This is a genomic window from Sinimarinibacterium arenosum (assembly GCF_005047655.1).
Classification (GTDB): Bacteria; Pseudomonadota; Gammaproteobacteria; order Nevskiales; family Nevskiaceae; genus Solimonas.
In genome coordinates this window covers 385,771-403,605 of sequence record NZ_SUKF01000001.1, presented here as the reverse complement: position 1 = coordinate 403,605, position 17,835 = coordinate 385,771, and the positions used below count along the sequence as shown (strand labels likewise).

Below are 17,835 nucleotides of genomic sequence, written 5' to 3'. Positions count from 1 at the left end.
AGAAAACGCCACAAAACGCAACTTATTCGACCGCTACAGCACCGGGATCAGCCCTTGAACGTGGACAATCCGAAATCTCCAAAAGGCTCGTCGCGCTCCCGCACGGCCTGCTTGAAACCGGCCTGCATCGCCCGCTGCTGGAAGGCGTAACCCTCGGGGGTGTGGCGGGTGATGCCATCGAACACCGTGCCAAGCATCTGCGTCGTGTGCAGCCCTTGCGCCATCAGCGTCTGGTTCAGCAACAGCTTCATCATCATCAGCTGGTTGACCGGCATGCGCGCAATGCGTTCCAGCAGAATCTCGAAACGTGAATTCAGTTGATCCGGCGACGCGGATTCGATCGCCAGGCCCCACTCGACCGCCTCGCGACCATTCAGGCAATCCCCGGTGAACAACAGACGCTTGGCTTTCTCGATGCCGAGCCGATGCACCCAGATCGACGTCGTCGGCGATCCCCAGACGCGCGCTGGCGGATAGCCGATCTTGGCGTCTTCCGCGATCACCAGCAGATCGGAACACAGGGCCATGTCAGTGCCACCGGCGACACAGAATCCATGCACCTTGCACACCACCGGCTTGTTGGCGTGAAACAGGCTCATGAACCCTTTGACGTTGCGACTCATCATCGCGTAATCGGTCATCGCATCCCATTGACTGCCCGGGACGTGATTGCGCATCTGCACCCGCGGATCCAGGACCGAGCCGGGCGGTCGTGACGGATCGGGCTCACCGATCTGCAAGGCCTCGGCGCTCTCGACCAGGTCGTAGCCCCCGCAGAAGCCCGTGCCGTTTCCGGCCAGTGCAATGACGTGCACCGCGGGGTCGATGTCTGCCCGCTCGACGCAGGCAGCCAGCTCGCGTGGCATGTCCATGGTGATGCCGTTGCCGCGCTCCGGGCGGTTCAGCGTGATCCGTGCGATGCGCCCGGTGACCGCGTAGGTCAGCGTCTTGAGTGTGTCCATCGGAATGCTCCGCGTCGATGATCTTAGAAGTGGCCGTGGCGGCCGTCGCCACCCGAAAAGCGCGTGGCACCGGAAACTGTTTCGCCCGACGCCAGCGTCGAGAGGCCCTCGCGAAATTCGTTCGCGATCGCGTCGCTTTCGCTGAGACCCCATTGCGCGTAGGCACTGCGCCGATCGTTGCGCATGCACGTCTGCGGAAACGCGGCGATCTCCAATGCGAGTTTTTCAGCGGCATCCAACGCCTCTCCTGCCGGAACAATGCGATTGGCCAGACCCAGCTGCCAGGCCTCCTGCGCGTCGACCGGACGACCCGTGAGAATCAGGTCCATCGCGCGGCTCATACCGATCGCACGCGGCAGGCGCACGGTGCCACCGTCGATCAACGGCACGCCGAACCGTCGACAGAACACACCGAACACCGCTGATGCATCCGCCACTCGCAGATCGCACCACAATGCCAGCTCCAGACCGCCCGCGACGCAGTAGCCGGAGACCGCCGCGATCACCGGCTTGGACAGCTGCATCCGCGAGGGCCCCATTGGGCCGTCGCCCTGCGAGTCGATGCGGTTGGCGCGTGCGGCATCGCCACCGGCCACGGCTTTCAGATCCGCACCGGCACAGAAATGCCCGCCGGCACCGGTCAGGATCGCCACCTTCAGCTCGGCGTCACGCTCGAACGTGCGAAACGCCTCGGCCAGCGCGGCGGCAGTGGGGCCATCGACCGCATTGCGGACCTGCGGCCGGTTGATCGTGATGATGAACAGCGGCGCGCGGCGCTGCGTCAGTACCAGAGCTTCAGACATACATTGGCCCCTCAATCGGAAACGAATCCGGTTTGCGTTTGTCAGCCGGACATGGAACATTACACATAAATGCATAATCACGCACACCGTGTAACGTGATCACATGAAACCCAGGGCACGCAATCTGATTCTGGACCTGCTGCTGGCCAACGAAGGGCATGCCCTGAACGTGCGCGACCTGATCGGCGCCTGCGCTCTGTTCGAGGTCAGTGCCAATACAGTTCGCGTGGCACTGGTGCGCCTGTCAGCGGAAGGTCTGATCGAAGCGGTGGAACGCGGCAGTTACCAGCTCAGTGGCACAGCGCACCAGCTCGCGGACGATGTCGCCACCTGGCGCCACGCCGAACAACGTATCCGTCCCTGGAGCGGCGCCTATCTGGCAGTGCATTGCGGCGCACTCGGCCGTAGCGATCGCAGCGCGCTGCGCCGCCGTCACCGCGCACTGCAGATGCTGGGATTCCGCGAACTCGAGCGCGATCTGTTCGTACGTCCAGACAACATCGATGACAGTGTCACTACCGTGCGCAAACGATTGCATGCGCTGGGCCTGGACACCGACGCCTGCGTATTCGTCGCGACTGGATTCGATGCGGCACGCGAAGCGCGCATCCCGACGCTATGGGACGGCAGCGCATTGAGCGATCACTACCGGCGCCAGCGGGAACGACTCGAAGCCTGGATGCAGCGCGCACCATCGCTGGAGCCGGACGTCGCAGCGCGCGAGGCCTTTCTGATCGGCGGACAAGCCATTCGCGATGTGGTGTTTGACCCGTTGCTGCCTGAGCCGATGGTCGATACCGCGGCGCGCCACGCATTCGTTGAATCCGTCAGACGTTTCGACCGTTACGGCCACGCGATCTGGCAAAGCGCGCGCGAATACAGCGCGCAGATGAACACGCCGAAATCCTCCAGGCTTTCCACGCATTGATGACGACCGCCATGCCTCCGACCGCTTCTCACCCGTTTCCGGCATCCAGTACCACGACACGGCGACGTACAGCCGATCTGCTCAGCCGCGATGAGATCGCGGCACTGACCGAGCGCTCGAACTGGCGTGGCACCTGGGCCATCGCCTCAACCTGGTCTGTGATCGCAGCAGCGATGGCGCTGCTTGCCTACCAGCCGAATGCACTGACGTTCCTGATCGCGTTGCTGGTCATCGGTGGCCGTCAGCTGGCGCTGGCAATCCTCGAACACGAAGCGGCACACGGCACCCTTTTCCGTACGCGCTGGATGAACGCCGTGTTGGGTGACTGGCTGTGCGCGCGTCCGATCTGGCAGGACGTCGCCAAATACCGTACCCATCACATGCTTCATCACACTCACACCGGTACCGCCCAGGACAGTGACCGCTCGCTGATCGCGCCATTTCCGATTACACGTTCTGCTCTGGCACGCAAGCTTCTGCGCGATGTCACCGGACTGACCGGCTTGAAGGTTCTATACGGCCGCCTGCTGATGGACGCCGGCCTGATCCGATGGACCGTCGCCAGCGAAGTCGAATGGCTGCCGCGCAACGAACGTAGCAACCTGCAGATTGCCGGCGCTGCATTACGCAACATGATCCCGATGCTGATGACCAACGGCCTCCTGCTCGCGGCTCTCTCAGCGGCTGGCCACGCCTGGCTTTATGGCGTCTGGGTATTGGCCTACCTGACGACATTCACCTTGTTCGTGCGCATCCGCGCAATTGCCGAACACGCCTGCACTGAGAACTCACCCGACGTTCTGCGCAATACGCGCTCGACCCGCGCCGGCTGGCTCGCACGTCTGACGGTGGCGCCGATGTACGTGAATCTTCACCGGGAGCATCACCTGCTGGCGTCAGCACCATACTACCGGCTGCCGGCGCTGCATCGTCTGCTACGCGAACGCGATGCATTGCCGATGGCGCCAGGCTATCTGAGCGTGCTGCACACCGTCACTGAACCACGGACCGCTTGAACGGCACTGCGGCCCGCCTGACTATCCTCAGCACTCAGACGTCCACGGGACACGCACTATCCGGCGTGCTCCCCGTACACTGGTCTCGGAACAGTGGCTTTCGGATGTCGATGAACCAGCAGCGGACCAGCGGCACCTCATCAGCAGAAATCGGCGACGCCAGCCCAGCCTTGTCACTCGACGATGCGAAAGGTCTGGTACCGATGCTGCGCGCACTGGCCAGCAGCGGACTGGTGATCGGCCTGTACGACGCCAGCGACACACTGCGATATGCCAATGATGCGTTCGAGTCGCTGTTTCTGCGCGGCCTCGCCTTTCCGGTGAAATTTGCCGATATCCTGCGTCACGAACACGCCCATGGCTTCGGCGTCAAGGTTGACAGCGGCGACGTTGAGCGCTTCATCGCCGACGTTCTGCAGCGCAGGCGCTCGGTTCCCGAGCGCGGCTTCGAGGTCGACACGGCCGACGGCCGCTGGTTGTGGATGACCGAGATCACACTCGACGACGGCTGGTTCCTGTCGGTCGGCACCGACATTACCCAGCTCAAGCATCACGAACGCAGCCTGCGTCAGGCGCGCGATGCGGCGCTGCAGGAGTCCCTGACCGACGCCCTCACCGGCATGTCCAACCGCAGACACATGATGGGCCAGATCGACCAGGCACTGATCCAGCTGCAGAACACTGAACAGCCATTTTGTCTGGCATTGATCGACCTCGACCACTTCAAGCACATCAACGACCGGTTGGGGCACGACTGCGGCGACGCGGTACTGCAGCACTTCGCGGTGTACAGCCAGTATGGGTTGCGCCCGCAGGACTGCATTGGTCGTATCGGCGGCGAAGAGTTCCTGGTGCTGATGCACGGCATTGACCTGCTGCAGGCACTGGACGTGGTCGAGCGCCTGCGTACGCAAGTGCCCGCGGCGCCGCTGGCACACGCTGGGACTGCCGTGTCCTACACCTTTTCGGTCGGTCTGGCCGAAGCCCGACTTGATGAACCCGCGTCGACATTGATCCGCCGGGTCGATCGCGCGCTGTACGCAGCCAAGCGCGCCGGACGCAATCGCACTCAGCTGGCCGACAATTAGGCGCCTGTTCGGCGCGTGGCTTGGCTCTAGGTGCTAGGTCTGGTGACCTAAGACGGGAACTGCGATGCCTTCTATCTCAAAGGAGACCCTCTCCGTTGGCGTCGCGCACCTCGTGCCGAACAACCCTACGGCCGTTTCAGCAGCGGCCCGAGATTGCTCATGAGTTCGCGCGCGTCGAACGCAGTGGGTTGATCGGCAGACTTTGGACCGGAAAAGATCTGGATTTCAGCTGATGCGGAGTAGGCCGTCTTGTCGACCTGGGTGCTGCCGCCGAAACCGACGCTGACGCCTCCGTGGGACCCGAAGCTGAATCCGCCGAGGCCGATGCCGACCGTTGGCGAATTGGCGCTCTGGGTGCCTTCGGTCTGCGTGTTGAGAACGACAAAGTAATCGCCGTGCTGCGCTACGGTCAGTTCCGCCGCGCGGAACATCAGCGCGTTCTGCACCGCATCCAGAGACGTCGCCGCGTTGCCGCGAAAACTGACGCGGTATCGATTCGACTCCAGTTTCTGCTCGGTATAGCCGTAGCCGTCGCGCTGTTGCTGGTATGGCGTCGCGGTGGCGCATCCGCCGAGCACTCCGGCCAGCAATGCCAATAGCAGCGCTGACCGCGTCGCCCGCCTGCGCGGTGCGGCCATTCGACCGTACATTTCAGTCTGCCGACGCATCGCGTGCCCTGGCCAGCAGAGTGCGGATCTCACTCAGCTTGTCCTTGACTGCCGCCGCGTTGTCGGCGCCGAGACGGATCAGCAGTTTCTGCCCACAGGAGCGACGCTCCAGCGTCGGGTCCGCATACAGGAACATCACCTTGGGCTGAGTGAGCTCGATCGGCCCGTCTATCTGTGGCGTACTCAGCAGATGGTCGATGATCGCGATCACGCGATCGTTGAAATAGAGCCCGGGAAAGCCGAGCTGCTCATAGGCCTTCTGGAACAGGGGATAGTAACGCCGGTAGACCGCGACCAGCGTCGCGGTGTCGGCAGCCTGCATCGCCGAGACAAAAGCCTCGTAGCGGTCAGCATTGGCAGGATCAAGAGTAATGCGCTTGCCGCTGCGCTGCACGGCAAAGGCTTCCGGAATCGGCGGCACCGAGCGCACGCGCATCGGCACTGGCTCGGCGTCGAGGCTGTTGATCGTCGCCACCAGTCGCCGCACGATCTGCTGGGGAATCAGAAACGCCTCAACCGGCTGCTCGCCCAGGGCTTCAACGGCGGCGGCACGCAGTGCAGCGTCGCTGTCATCAAGGGCCGGCAGCGGTGCGCCCTGCGCGGACGATTCGTCGCCCAGTGGGTGTTCGACCGCGGGCAGTGACTGCTCCGGCAGTCCGTCCGTCTCTCCGGTATCCGCCAACGGCGCTTCAGTCATCGGCGGAGCGGCATAGTCACCGTCACCCGACGGCGGACTGCGCAACCACGCATAGCCCAACACCAACGCGATGAGCACTGCCGCCAGACCGATCCAATGTCCTGTTTTCATTTCGCCTTTCCGCTGCGACGTACATCCCTATACGCGCTTCAGCTGCACATGATAAGGATGGGACTGCGTTGACGCGCGGACGTTCCCCGCGGCCACGTTCATCCTCCAACAAATCGCTCGCACCCGCCACCTACTCCGCTCGGACGAGTCCCGGTTCTGGCAGCGTCTGTTACAAAGTCGGTCAATTAGCGAATTCGCTTCTCATAATTATATTCAGGCCACCGCTGGAGAGAACCCTTGACCACTGTCGCCCCTGCGCTTGCACACCGCGAAACACCCACTGTTCAAGGTTGGCCGCTGATCGGCAGCCTCCCCGGCATGGCCAAGGATCCAGCCAAGTTCTTTGTCGACTGCTATCGCAAGTACGGCCCGGTGTATCGCCTGAGCATTCTTGGCAACCAGTACGTCACCATCGCCGGAGTCGAAGCAGCCAATTTCCTCGGCACCCGCGAAGGCAAGGAGTGCCTGCGCTCTAAAGAATTCTGGGAAGGTCTGGTCAAGGAATATGGCGCGACCCGCACGCTGACCGGCGAAGACGGCGAAGGCCATAAAGAGCTGCGCGACATCATGCGCCGCGGCTACTCCAAGGAATCCATCAAGGGCCGCTACAACGAACTGGTCCAGATCACTGACCGGGTCATTCTGCGTGACTGGAAGGTCGGTGAGTCGGTTCCCGTTGTGCAGGCAATGCAGTACATGGTGGTTGATCAGCTTGGCACGATCCTGACCGGTGCAGCGCCCCTGGAGTATGTGAAGGACATCCGCACGACGATCCTTTACATCCTCAACGTACTGGTCACGCGCCAGCGGCCGAAAGTGCTGCTGAAGCGCCCCGAGTACAGGAAAGCCAAGGCACGCGTATTCGAACTTGGGCACAAGATGATCGAACAGGCACGGGCGCGCGTCGGCAAGGTCAAGGACGAAGACAAGAACCTGATCGACGACATCTTCGAAGCGCACGTGAAGACGCCGCATATCATGCCGGCGAGCGACCTGATCGTGACCCTGACCGGGCCCTATGTCGCCGGCCTGGACACTGTCGCCAACACCACCGCGGCAATCACCTACACCGTACTCAAGCATCCCGAGGTGAAACGGCGTGTGCTCGAAGAGGTCGATGCACTGTTCGCCAACGGCGAGATTTCCGAAGACGATCTGCTCAAGCGCCTGCCAGCGCTGCAGGGCGCGATCATGGAAACCATGCGCCTTTATCCGATCGCCGTCGCACAGATGCGCTGCGCGACCCGGGACTTCGTATTTGAAGGCCATCAGATCCGCAAAGGCGAGATGGTCTACATCGCGACCTCAGTGCCGCATTTCATGGACGAGTACTTCCCCAACGCCGACCAGTTCGACATCGACCGCTATGCCAAGCCCCGCGCCGAGCACATGCAGTCCGGCGCCTACTCGCCGTTCGGGCGTGGCCCGCACACCTGCCTGGGCAAGAGCCTGGCCGAGATCCAGATCGCGCTGTCAATGGCGCGCCTGTTCTACAAAGTAGACCTTGAGCTCGATCCGCCGGGCTACGTGCTGAAAACCAAGACCGCGCCGACGCCCGGCCCGGCGATGGACTTCAGAGTTCGCGTCAAAGGCTATCGCCACTGATTCTTGCGACTGGCGGACCAGTCCACTGAACCCATCGCAACAGCGACCGGCTCAGTGGACTGGCGACCAATATCGACAGTGTTCAAGCATCGCGCTTGATCGGCCGCCGCCGGGGTTGTGCCGCCTGTCGTCTCCACGTCCGTACCAGCAGGCCAGCAATAATCAGCAATGTTGCCGGAATGACGCGCAAGCCGGAGTCCAGACCGAACAGCGTCATCACGCCCACCAGTATGTAGACCACCGGCAAGGCGTCGTAGACGACCTTCGGAAATCGTTCACCTTGTTCAACTAGAATCGCCATTGCACCACCACTTGCCAGGCGCGGCGACCGTCCGGGCTTTGGCCGTCGCTGTCTATCCAGCTGCGCCGACCCAGCATCAGTTCGGCACTCCCGGGGATATCTGTCAGTCGATCTATGTCGAGAATCACCTGTGGATGCAGCTCTGCGCGACCGACGGTGTCGTCAAATCGAGGATCGGTCGCGCCGTACACCATGCTCAGGCCGGCGCCCGCCGTCACCGCGCTGCGCTCGTTGTGCGCGTCCGTGGCGCAGAGCTCCCAGCGCAATCCCTGATCAAGTTCGGGATCGCCGGGCTTGAGCCGAAGATACAAGCGTCCGGACGACGGCAGATCGATATCCATGCCGATCCCGCCCAGCAGGCTGCTCGGCTCGCTATAGACATAGCGTGTCTGCGTCCGCAGCAGTCCTGCGATCCGATCCAGCGCCGGCGCAATGCGCGGATCCGGACGCGTGACGTCAATGCGATATCCGGCATCGAAACCGACCCACTGCGCCGCAAGTCGTTCTATCGAGATCAGCGTACGAGTGACATGCCGCGGCAGGGGCGCTTCACCACCATCGTTCGCCGTGCTCAGGGCCGGATAGCTGCACCACAGCAGAACGCCGTACAACGCGCGGCGCAACCGGTTCGCCGGATCGCGTCGTCGTCGTTCCCGTCCGCCTGCCGCCATTGCAATCGCCCGCAGTCTTGCCCATAGCGGTTAACGGCCACGTCCGGCGTTTCTGCATAGATAATTCATACTAATCCGCGTGCGCGGAACACCAGGCATTCCCCGCCCTGAAAACGATCCGTCTGGGAACTACAGTCCGCTGGCGATCGGACGAGCGCCGCAGCGGCGCTCATTGCGGCAGCCCCAGATTTCCGGTCCGCCGGAACGGCCGGCGCGTCGCTGCATCTTGATGCCGCAAACCGGGCAGCTCGGCGTGTGGTAATCGTCCTGCGTCGCTTCCTTCAGCAAGGCCGCGCACTGCCGGGGTTCCAACTGCTGCAATTGCTCCAGCAACTGGCCGGCATCGATCAGCTTCAGATGCTTGCCCTCGGCAAAGCGCAAGGCATCTTCAGTGAACCCGGACACACTGTAGAAAATTGCCAAGGTCGCGCCGAAATGATTCCTGACGCCCCACAGGGCGCGCACGGCATCGATCGAGACCGGATGCGCGGTTGCCGCCTTGCACTGCATGACCGCAAACATTCGATCGGCGTTCTGCCGATCCTCGATCACCAGATTGACGCCGCCATCCGGCCCGGCGCCCGTCACACGCACCGGATAACCCTTGGCGCTCCAGAATCCGCCGCACAAAGCCTCGAAGCGTTTCCATTCCAGCTGCTGCAGCAACGCAATGGACCACACGTTCAACGGCGGACGCACAACGGGCGTCAGTGCCACCTCATCCGCCGGCGCGATCCGCAGCAGCGGCGGCTCGGAAGGATGCCGCGACAGGTCGGCTCCGCCGTCGATGCGCGGCTCGGGACCGAACATCCGCATCAGCAGACGCACGCCGGCACCAATGAGCACCAATACCAGCCCCCACAACAGCAGGCTCTGCAAGACCGCCATGGTGCCATCGGACCCGGCCGGGCGCAGAACCAGATAGGCCGAAAAAATGGCAGCCAGCCACAACAGCGGCCCCAGCCGACTTGTGCGGTGTCTGCTCGCCATATCTGCCTAGTGTCCCCTCAGAAAACCACAACCGGTCGTGGCGAACGCTTTATACCGGCTGGGAACCTCCAACGCCATGACCTGTAGCGTTTCAGCCCATCCGTTCGAGCACGGCGTCGAACTGGCTCGATTCGTAAAACCCGGACAGCTGCCGCCGCAGCATCGGTTCCAGCAGTTTCTTGCGCTTGAGCAGCTTGATCACATGCGGAAGATACCGCATGGCCTCGCCGCGCATATGGTCGCGCGTCACCCCGATTTCATCGAGCAATTCCGCCAGCGACGTATCCCCATAAATCTCAAACAGTACATCGATGGCCCGATCGATCATGGCCGAGTAGAACTTGGTGTTGCGCAATTCACGCCAGAACTCGTAGAAATCGACGAAAAGCTCCTCGAGATCGTCGCTGTTGATGTCTTCGCGCAGCTTCGACAGCGGCACGAACTTGTTGCGATCCCAGATTTCACGCGCCATCTTGCGCAACGCATCGTCGGTCAGATGCTTGAGCACAAATTCGGCGCTGCTGCGTGCCGTGGCTTCGACGCTGCGCGAAACGTATTTCTTCAGGCTGTCGTCAAGCGTGTCCTCCAGGCCCGGCGACGCCTTGTTCATCATGCTCTTGCCGAGCTTCATCATTGAACTGGCACCCGGAATGTTACGGGTCAGTTCACCACTGCGCGCCACATAGCCCTTGATGCCGTGATACAGCAGATCCGTCGCGAATGCGATATAGATCGGGCTCGACACCGCCTCGCGCACAAACTTCTCGCGCAGACTGCGCAGCTCCAGCAACTTTTCGATCGTCTGCTCGTAACGTGCATGCGTGACCAGATCCTTCGGCATGGTCTTGTCGTGGATCTCGTGCGCATACAGAGCGCGGGCAATTTCTGCGACCAGCTCAGGCAAGCCCCCAGCCGGCTCCATCTCCACCGCGAAGGTGCGCGCGGTGTCCTTGATCATTTTCGGCGTCACCGCGTCCTTGAGCTTGATCTTGGCGGCATCGGCCAGAGCGGCATCAATCTGAGCATCGACCAGCTCGCTCAGGGCGTCACCGCTGATCTGCTCCACCAGAAACGCGACATGTGCATCCAGCAGCGCCTTGGCAAGTGCGGACTGCGTTTTTTTTGTCATTGGAATCATTCGGTCGTCGGCTGAGTGCTGACGGTAGCCGCTTCAGCGCCTTGCTGCATTGACCGCAGAGACGCCGCCCAGGACCGGCGCTGCGCCGCCGCCTCGATTCAGTTGCGGCTCGGCGACGCCAGGATCACGCGAGCATCAATTGCGACCAGCCCCTGCGTAGCCGTCATCACCAACGGATTGATTTCAAGCTCGGCGATTTCCGGTAGCACGGTGACCAGCTCTGCGAGTCGCACGAGCACGGCCGCCAGTGCATCACGATCAACGCGCGGAAAGCCCCGAATCCCGTTGAGCAAGGCCTGAGCGCGAATCTCGCCGATCATCGCCAATGCGTCCTGATGGCTCAGCGGTACCAAGCGGAATGCAACGTCGCGATAAACCTCAACGAAGACGCCCCCGATCCCCACAATCAGCAGAGGACCAAAGTCGTGATCGCGGCGGGCGCCGACGATCAGCTCAGTGCCACTGATCTGTTGCTCGACGGCAAAACCGCGCAGGCTCGCGCCAGGCACCTTCTCCTTCACATTGTTTAATATTTCTTCACACTTGCGCCGTAACATTCCGGCGTCAGTGATGCCCAGTGCCACCGCACCGGCGTCGGTCTTGTGAATGACCTCGGGACTGACCAGTTTGAGCGCAACCGGGTAGCCAATGCGCTCGGCCATCGCCACCGCTTCATCGACATCGTGCGCGTGGCCCGCGGCGTTGTAATGGATTCCCGCCGACGTCAGCAGCGCGCGCGCCTGCGCCAGATCCAGCGCGCCGCCGCTTGCGGCCTGCAGCGGCGCAATCTGAGCACGCAGGCTTCCGACGTCCAGCGCCGCGGACGGTGGCGGAATGACGGAAGCGGACTGCGCACGCAACCAGCTGCCACGCCGCATCAGCGCTGCCATCGCGCCGACGGCGCGTTCGGGCGTGTCGAACTCCGGTATTCCGCGGCGATCGAGCAGGCGCGCCACCGTGGTCCCAGCCTGCCCGAGGAAACTCGACACGATCGGTTTGGCCGGCAGCGCAGCGCCACTGCAAACCGCCTGCACGATGGCCTGCGCCGCCTGCTCCGGATCGGTCATTGCCTGCACGGTGAGGATGACAATGATGCCGTCGACTTCCGGAGCCGCTCGCAGAATGCGCAAGGCCGCACCGAAGCGTTCGGCCGGTGCATCGCCGATGATGTCCACCGGGTTGCCGTGCGACCACACGGACGGCAACACCGCATCGAGCGCTGCGCGGGTTTCGTCCGACAACTGCGCCAGCTCCAATCCCTGCCGACTCGCCTCATCAGCCGCCAGCACACCGGGACCGCCGGCATTGGTCAGCACGGCCAGCCGCGAGCCGGGGGCCGGCGGCTGTGCCGCGAGCGCACGCGCCCACGCCATGAAGTCACCAATCGTTTGCGCCTGCAGCACGCCGGTCTGTGCAAACGCCGCGGCGTACGCGGCCTGCGATCCGGCGATGCTGCCGGTATGACTCGACGCCGCACGGGCACCCGCCGCAGAAACGCCACCCTTGAGTGCCACCACCGGCTTGACCCGCGCAACCTCGGCCATCGCTGCGAACATTGCACGCGAGTCTGCAAATGCCTCGACATAGAGTGCGATCGCGGTAGTCGCCCGATCCGAGCCCAGCCAGCGCAGCATCTGCGCATCGTCGACATCGGCCTTGTCCCCCAGCGACACTGCGGCCGACAGGCCGAAGCCTTCGCTTTGGGCATAGCTGACGATGCCGGACACCAGCGCGCCAGACTGGCTCAGCAATCCGATACCGCCGGCTGCAGGCATGGCCGCGGCAAAGCTTGCGTTCAGCGCCAGCACCGGCCGGATCACGCCCAGACAGTTCGGCCCGATGATGCGGATGCCCGCCGCACGCGCAGCCTGCAGCACCTGCTGCTGCAAGGCCGCGCCGTCGGCACCGGCTTCAGCAAACCCGGCCGAAATGATGATCGCCGCGCGCACGCCGCAAGCACCAGCCTGCTCAAGCAGCGCCGGCACTGCCGCCGGCGGGATGCAGACAACGATCAGATCAACCGGCGCGCCGATCTCGGCCAGACTGCGATAGGCGCCCAGGCCCAGAATCTCCCCGCCCTTGACGTTGACTGCGTAGACCGGTCCACCAAATGCCTGCGCTGCCGAGCCGCCACCCAACAGATTGCGCAGCACCGCATGGCCTACCGCTTCCGCGCGCGCGCTGGCGCCGATGACGGCAACTGATCGCGGGGCAAAAAATGCCTGCAGCGTTTCGGGAGCGTTCGGGTCAAAAGAATCCATGACAATCCTTGCCGGTGGGCGTCAGTACCAGCTCGCCTGCAGCGATGCCGTCACGCTGCGCAGCGGAATCTGCTGCGCGATATAGGTGTTCGAGTAGACACTGTGATCCATCACCAGATCGAGCGCGCGTTCATCGGTGAGATTGCTGCCGGCAACGATCAACGCCCAACGCCCGTCGCTGGCGCCAATCGAGATGCGACTGCCGAACAGCCAATAGCCGGACTGGAAGCTGTGCGGATCCAGGTCCGTCGCCGAGTACTGGTCACCACGATAGCTGGCGTCCACACCCCACTGCACCAGCAGGTCGCTGCTCACAGGAATGCTGACGACCGGCGACAATGACGCCGACAGATCCGGGGCGTTGGCCAGCGATTTGCCGCTGAGGTCCTGGCTGTCAGCGCCATCGGACTGCTGCTGCGCGGTCGGCGGCGCATTGGTATAGCGCAGATACTTGGCATCGCTGATGCCCAGCGACGCGTTGATCGACAGCCACTCCACCGGCGGCAACCAGCGCAGATCCATTTCCAGACCCTGCAGCCGTGCTTCTGCGGCGTTGCGCACCTGGTACGAGAAGCCGGTGAAATCGACAACCTGCAGATTGTCGATGTCGCTGCGATACAGCGTCGCGTTGACGGTCAGCGTGCCGTCTAGCAGGCGACTCTTGATACCGGCTTCCCAGCTCTGGGCACGCTCGGCTTCGAACTGCAGATTGTCGACCGTGTTGCCCTGGTCGTCCTGGGTGGTCTCTGTCTCCGCGGTGGCGTTGAAGCCGCCGCCCTTGTAGCCGCGAGTCCAGGTCGCGAACGTGGTGATGTCCCCGGTCCAGTCGTATTGCAGACCGAGTTTGGGCGAAACATCCGATTCACTGCGTTCGGGCCGGGCCTCATAGGGCTGCGCACCAACCACCTGTGCAACCAGGCCCAGGCCTTCGCTTCGCACATTGAACTGTGCGCGTTTGCGGTCATGCCCTGCGCGCAGACCGGCGATCGCCGACCAGCGCTCGGTGAAGTGCCACGTCATCTGCCCGAAAGCAGCGTAGCTGTCCGTCTGCTGCGAGAATCCACGCCGCAGGGCATCGTTGATCGCGAGGCTCGGCGGCTGCAGCAGGTCGTTGATGAAGCTGGAAGGTAGTCCCAAAGCATCAAAGCCGGCGCTGCTGGCGGCAAACGCCAGCAGATCATCGCCGGCCAGCGTATCCAGATGGCTGTCCATATCGGACCGCAGACCGTACAGGCCGATCACCAGCTGAACGTCGTGGCCAAGACCGAACAGCGAATCCGCGCCGGCCGCTGTACGCAGTTCGATCGAGTCCTGCGCGTAGTCGACGCCGAAGTCGGTGACGATGACATCGGCGGGGCTGACATCAATGTCGATGATCGTGCCCAGATCAAAACCGGCATGTCCGACTACGGCAGTGTGCGTGACATCGCGCAGTCCCAGCCAGTCACCGGCATCGTAGTCCGCACGCAGCCGCGACACGTCGGAACGCCGCTTGACGTATCCCGGCACATCAAAGGTCGTGTGCGCATCGCGCGGATTGTCCTCGGTACTAACGTCGTAGCGCTGCGCGAACGCCAGCGCGTTGGCGCTGGCGTCGTACAACTGCCATGGCGCGTAATCGACCGAAGTGTTGGAATGCTGTGTCGACGCGCGCAGGGTCCAGCGGTCGCCGGGCCGCGCCACCAGCTTGATGCGTCCGGCACTTTGCGTCAGCGTGCCCTCGGTACGACCCAGCGTACTGTTGTCGACGTCACCATCCTTGTCCCAGATCACGCCGGACAGACGCGCCGACACCGCGTCGCCGAACGGCACGCTGACCCCGGCTTCAATCCGCCGTTGATGCGGATCTCCGATCGACGCCAGCAGATTGCCGGTCAGAGCGTCGTCCGGTTCGGTCGATGCAAAGGTGATCACGCCCGCGATGGTGTTCTTGCCGAACAGGGTGCCCTGGCTGCCGCGCAGCACTTCGATGCGCTCGATGTCGAACAGCCCGTCCGGGATGAACTCGGGCCGGCCCAGCGCGAGATCGTCCATCACCAGCCCGACGGCGGGCTCGAAACCGACGTTGTCCGTTTCCGTCGCGAAGCCGCGAATGCCGATCACCGGCGCCTGCGGGTCGATATCGATCTCGACGTTCGACACCAGGTTTTCCAGCCCACCGGCATCGAAGGTCCCTGACTGCTTCAAGGTTTCGCCGTCCAGCGCGCTCACCGATACCGGCACGTCCTGGATGCTTTGTTCGGTTTTCTGCGCCGTTACCACGATTTCCTCAATCACGCGACCGGACGGCGGCGTCTGCATCCCGGGTGCGGGATCCTTGCGCAGAGGCACGACGGCGACAGTGTCCTCCAGCGTCGCGTCGGACTGACCGGCAGCACCCACTGTCGATTCCGCAGGTGCGGACTCGTTCGGCGTCAGGGCGGACGACGTATCCATGCCGGAAAACAGTTCATCCAGCTCGTCCTGCGCAAATGCGCCGAACGGCGTCAGCAGTAGAACCGCCAGAGAGATCGGCGCCAAACGCAGGCCGAAATGTCGATCAAAAGGGGACATCAAATGGTTTCTTTCAGATTCGGGCCGACACGCGAGCTTCAAAGCATGAACCGCGCCAGTGCTTCAAGGCCACGGATGGCGCCGATGGTAGCTCAGCAGTGAAGACACCGATGCGAAAGACCCCCCCACCTCACCGCGTCCGTCGATATAGGACAAACCCCTCAGGAAAGCTCAACGCGGTCATGCTAGCGTCGCGGCGGTCAAAACCGAGAATCAGGAGCATTCCATGTCCTTTGCCCGATGGCTGCCGATCCTACTGCTGTGTACCGCCTGTGCCGGCCCGGCGGTAGCGCCTGCCCCCGATGCCCCGAAAGCCGCAAACACCGGCACGGCTGAAACCTCGCAGGCGCAGCAGCTGTTCGCCGATTTCTGGCAGGAATATCTGGCACTGAATCCGATTGAGGCTACCTACGTCGGCGATCCGCGCTACAACGACCAGATGCCGAATTTCCTGGCCCCGGAGGAAATCGCACGACAGCATGCGTTCCACCAGAAGTGGCTGGATCGCGTCAGCGCACTGGATACGGCAACCCTCAGCCAGCAGGATCAGCTCAGCGTCGAGATCTTCAAGCATGACCGTCGCGAGTCGCTGGAAAGTGACGAATTCCCCGGCGAGCTGATCCCGATCAATCAGTTCTACAACATTGCCGGCCTGCTCGCGCAGCTCGGATCCGGAACCTCGGCGCAGCCGTTCGCGACCGTGCAGGACTACGACAACTGGCTCAAGCGCGTCGACGGCGTGCCGGCACTGTTCGAGCAGGCCATCGCCAACATGCGTGAAGGCGTGAAGAAAGGCGTCGTGCAACCGCGCATCCTGATGGAACGCTCGGTCGACCAGCTCGACGCGCTGATCGCAGACGACCCTACGCAGAGCCTGTTCTACAAGCCGGTCGCGAACATGCCCGAATCGTTCAGCGCCGCCGAACGTGAACGGCTGACCGCGGCGTATTCCGCGATGATCGACCGCCAGATCAATCCCAGCTACCGCCGCCTGCGCGACTACATCCGCAGTGAATATCTGCCGCGTGCGCGCAGCACCGCCGGCATGGGTGCACTGCCGATGGGCAAGGCCTGGTACGCGTACAACGTGCGCAGTGTCACCACCACCGACCTGACGCCGGAACAGATCCATCAGATCGGACTGGATGAGGTGGACCGCATCCACAAGGAAATGAAGAGCGTCATTGCGCAGGTCGGCTTCAAGGGCGATCTGCACGCGTTCTTCGAGTTCTTGAAGACCGACAAGCGCTTCGAGTTCGACAGCGAGGACGCACTGCTGGCCGCCTACAACAGCCTGCGCGAGCGCGTCGACGCCGGCGTGCCGACGCTGTTCTCGGTCACACCCAAGGCCGGTTTCGAGATCCGCCCGATCGAACCGTTCCGCGCCAAGTCCGCAGCGGGTGGTGAATACCAGTCGCCGAGCGAGGACGGCAGCCGCCCCGGCATCTTCTACGTCAACACCTACGACCTGCCGACGCGCAAGACCTGGGACATGGAAGATCTTTACCTGCACGAGGCGATTCCCGGCCACCACTTCCAGCTGGCGATCCAGCAGGAGCTGGAAGGGGTACCGGCGTTCCGCCGTTTTGGCGGCGTCACCGCCTTCGTCGAGGGCTGGGCGCTGTACACCGAATCGCTGGGCAAGGAACTGGGCGTGTACCAGGATCCGTACAGCTATTTCGGCTACCTGCAGAACGAGCTGTGGCGCGCGATCCGCCTGGTGGTCGATACCGGCCTGCACGCCAAGGGCTGGAGCCGCGAGCGGGTGATCGACTACATGCTGGCCAATTCCGCCCAGAGCAAGACCCAGTCGGTGGCCGAAGCCGAGCGCTACATGGCGATTCCCGGCCAGGCGTTGGCTTACAAGATCGGCGAACTGCGGATCAAGGCCCTGCGCATGAAAGCCGAAAAAGCACTGGGTGAGCGCTTCGACATCCGCGACTTCCATACCCAGGTGCTGAAGGACGGTGCCGTGCCGCTGGATATCCTTGAGCAGAAAATCGACCGCTGGATCGCCGAAAGATCGGCCAGCTGATCCGCGCC

General features: G+C 63.0%; 15 protein-coding genes. 5 read left to right on the top strand and 10 right to left on the bottom strand.

Features of this window, described 5'->3' with window-relative positions; genetic code table 11:
• Nucleotides 1-47 precede the first annotated feature (47 nt).
• Both E4T66_RS01865 and E4T66_RS01860 read right to left on the bottom strand, forming a co-directional pair.
• Nucleotides 48-962, bottom strand: coding sequence for a crotonase/enoyl-CoA hydratase family protein (locus E4T66_RS01865; protein WP_136847195.1), 915 nt, complete (start codon nt 960-962; stop codon nt 48-50).
• 23 nt (nt 963-985) lie between these two features.
• Nucleotides 986-1,765 (bottom strand): crotonase/enoyl-CoA hydratase family protein, encoded by a 780-nt coding sequence (locus E4T66_RS01860; RefSeq protein WP_136847194.1) that lies wholly within the window; start codon nt 1,763-1,765, stop codon nt 986-988.
• Between the two features lie 103 nt (nt 1,766-1,868).
• Here E4T66_RS01860 and E4T66_RS01855 point away from each other — a divergent pair, with 103 nt between their 5' ends.
• The 3 genes from E4T66_RS01855 (at nt 1,869) to E4T66_RS01845 (ending at nt 4,797) form a co-directional block, all read left to right on the top strand.
• The gene (locus E4T66_RS01855; RefSeq protein ID WP_136847193.1) at nt 1,869-2,693 is read left to right on the top strand and encodes a PaaX family transcriptional regulator C-terminal domain-containing protein; all 825 of its coding nucleotides are present in this window, start codon (nt 1,869-1,871) and stop codon (nt 2,691-2,693) included.
• Between the two features lie 11 nt (nt 2,694-2,704).
• Nucleotides 2,705-3,709, top strand: a complete 1,005-nt coding sequence (locus tag E4T66_RS01850; protein WP_136847192.1) for a fatty acid desaturase family protein — start codon at nt 2,705-2,707, stop codon at nt 3,707-3,709.
• A gap of 104 nt (nt 3,710-3,813) precedes the next feature.
• Nucleotides 3,814-4,797 (top strand): GGDEF domain-containing protein, encoded by a 984-nt coding sequence (locus E4T66_RS01845; RefSeq protein ID WP_136847191.1) that lies wholly within the window; start codon nt 3,814-3,816, stop codon nt 4,795-4,797.
• 125 nt (nt 4,798-4,922) lie between these two features.
• On the opposite strand, the gene E4T66_RS01840 is transcribed toward E4T66_RS01845, so the two are convergent.
• A complete protein-coding gene (locus E4T66_RS01840) occupies nt 4,923-5,447 on the bottom strand; it encodes a CC0125/CC1285 family lipoprotein (RefSeq protein ID WP_248679355.1) in 525 nt (174 codons plus the stop codon).
• Between the two features lies 1 nt (nt 5,448).
• Nucleotides 5,449-6,273, bottom strand: a complete 825-nt coding sequence (locus E4T66_RS01835) for a DUF3014 domain-containing protein (protein ID WP_136847190.1) — start codon at nt 6,271-6,273, stop codon at nt 5,449-5,451.
• 237 nt (nt 6,274-6,510) lie between these two features.
• Here E4T66_RS01835 and E4T66_RS01830 point away from each other — a divergent pair, with 237 nt between their 5' ends.
• Entirely contained in the window at nt 6,511-7,878 is a 1,368-nt protein-coding gene (locus E4T66_RS01830; protein ID WP_136847189.1) for a cytochrome P450, read from the top strand.
• Nucleotides 7,879-7,960: 82 nt separating this feature from the next.
• Here the strand turns inward: E4T66_RS01830 and E4T66_RS01825 are convergent, their stop codons facing one another.
• The 6 genes from E4T66_RS01825 to E4T66_RS01800 all read right to left on the bottom strand — a co-directional run bounded on the left by E4T66_RS01825 (nt 7,961) and on the right by E4T66_RS01800 (nt 15,792).
• Nucleotides 7,961-8,179, bottom strand: coding sequence for a hypothetical protein (locus tag E4T66_RS01825; protein ID WP_136847188.1), 219 nt, complete (start codon nt 8,177-8,179; stop codon nt 7,961-7,963).
• Nucleotides 8,167-8,802 (bottom strand): hypothetical protein, encoded by a 636-nt coding sequence (locus tag E4T66_RS01820; protein WP_136847187.1) that lies wholly within the window; start codon nt 8,800-8,802, stop codon nt 8,167-8,169. Before E4T66_RS01820 ends, E4T66_RS01825 begins: the two co-directional genes overlap by 13 nt.
• Before the next feature lie 177 nt (nt 8,803-8,979).
• Complete coding sequence (locus E4T66_RS01815) at nt 8,980-9,840, bottom strand: restriction endonuclease (protein ID WP_136847186.1); 861 nt, start codon at nt 9,838-9,840, stop codon at nt 8,980-8,982.
• Between the two features lie 91 nt (nt 9,841-9,931).
• Nucleotides 9,932-10,969 (bottom strand): hypothetical protein, encoded by a 1,038-nt coding sequence (locus E4T66_RS01810; RefSeq protein WP_136847185.1) that lies wholly within the window; start codon nt 10,967-10,969, stop codon nt 9,932-9,934.
• A 107-nt stretch (nt 10,970-11,076) separates the two neighbouring features.
• Complete coding sequence (locus E4T66_RS01805; RefSeq protein WP_136847184.1) at nt 11,077-13,239, bottom strand: acetate--CoA ligase family protein; 2,163 nt, start codon at nt 13,237-13,239, stop codon at nt 11,077-11,079.
• A gap of 21 nt (nt 13,240-13,260) precedes the next feature.
• The gene (locus tag E4T66_RS01800) at nt 13,261-15,792 is read right to left on the bottom strand and encodes a TonB-dependent receptor (protein WP_136847183.1); all 2,532 of its coding nucleotides are present in this window, start codon (nt 15,790-15,792) and stop codon (nt 13,261-13,263) included.
• A 226-nt stretch (nt 15,793-16,018) separates the two neighbouring features.
• On the opposite strand from E4T66_RS01800, the gene E4T66_RS01795 reads away from it, so the two are divergent.
• Nucleotides 16,019-17,827, top strand: a complete 1,809-nt coding sequence (locus E4T66_RS01795; protein WP_136847182.1) for a DUF885 domain-containing protein — start codon at nt 16,019-16,021, stop codon at nt 17,825-17,827.
• Nucleotides 17,828-17,835: the final 8 nt, after the last annotated feature.

What these genes read in the sequence shown, in the direction of transcription:
- E4T66_RS01810 (WP_136847185.1), bottom strand. Translation starts at nt 10,969, where the DNA reads ATGACAAAAAAAACGCAGTCCGCACTTGCCAAGGCGCTGCTGGATGCA.
- E4T66_RS01825 (WP_136847188.1), bottom strand. Translation starts at nt 8,179, where the DNA reads ATGGCGATTCTAGTTGAACAAGGTGAACGATTTCCGAAGGTCGTCTAC.
- E4T66_RS01865 (WP_136847195.1), bottom strand. Translation starts at nt 962, where the DNA reads ATGGACACACTCAAGACGCTGACCTACGCGGTCACCGGGCGCATCGCA.
- E4T66_RS01835 (WP_136847190.1), bottom strand. Translation starts at nt 6,273, where the DNA reads ATGAAAACAGGACATTGGATCGGTCTGGCGGCAGTGCTCATCGCGTTG.
- E4T66_RS01845 (WP_136847191.1), top strand. Translation starts at nt 3,814, where the DNA reads ATGTCGATGAACCAGCAGCGGACCAGCGGCACCTCATCAGCAGAAATC.
- E4T66_RS01840 (WP_248679355.1), bottom strand. Translation starts at nt 5,447, where the DNA reads ATGTACGGTCGAATGGCCGCACCGCGCAGGCGGGCGACGCGGTCAGCG.
- E4T66_RS01855 (WP_136847193.1), top strand. Translation starts at nt 1,869, where the DNA reads ATGAAACCCAGGGCACGCAATCTGATTCTGGACCTGCTGCTGGCCAAC.
- E4T66_RS01805 (WP_136847184.1), bottom strand. Translation starts at nt 13,239, where the DNA reads ATGGATTCTTTTGACCCGAACGCTCCCGAAACGCTGCAGGCATTTTTT.
- E4T66_RS01850 (WP_136847192.1), top strand. Translation starts at nt 2,705, where the DNA reads ATGCCTCCGACCGCTTCTCACCCGTTTCCGGCATCCAGTACCACGACA.
- E4T66_RS01795 (WP_136847182.1), top strand. Translation starts at nt 16,019, where the DNA reads ATGTCCTTTGCCCGATGGCTGCCGATCCTACTGCTGTGTACCGCCTGT.
- E4T66_RS01860 (WP_136847194.1), bottom strand. Translation starts at nt 1,765, where the DNA reads ATGTCTGAAGCTCTGGTACTGACGCAGCGCCGCGCGCCGCTGTTCATC.
- E4T66_RS01800 (WP_136847183.1), bottom strand. Translation starts at nt 15,792, where the DNA reads ATGTCCCCTTTTGATCGACATTTCGGCCTGCGTTTGGCGCCGATCTCT.
- E4T66_RS01815 (WP_136847186.1), bottom strand. Translation starts at nt 9,840, where the DNA reads ATGGCGAGCAGACACCGCACAAGTCGGCTGGGGCCGCTGTTGTGGCTG.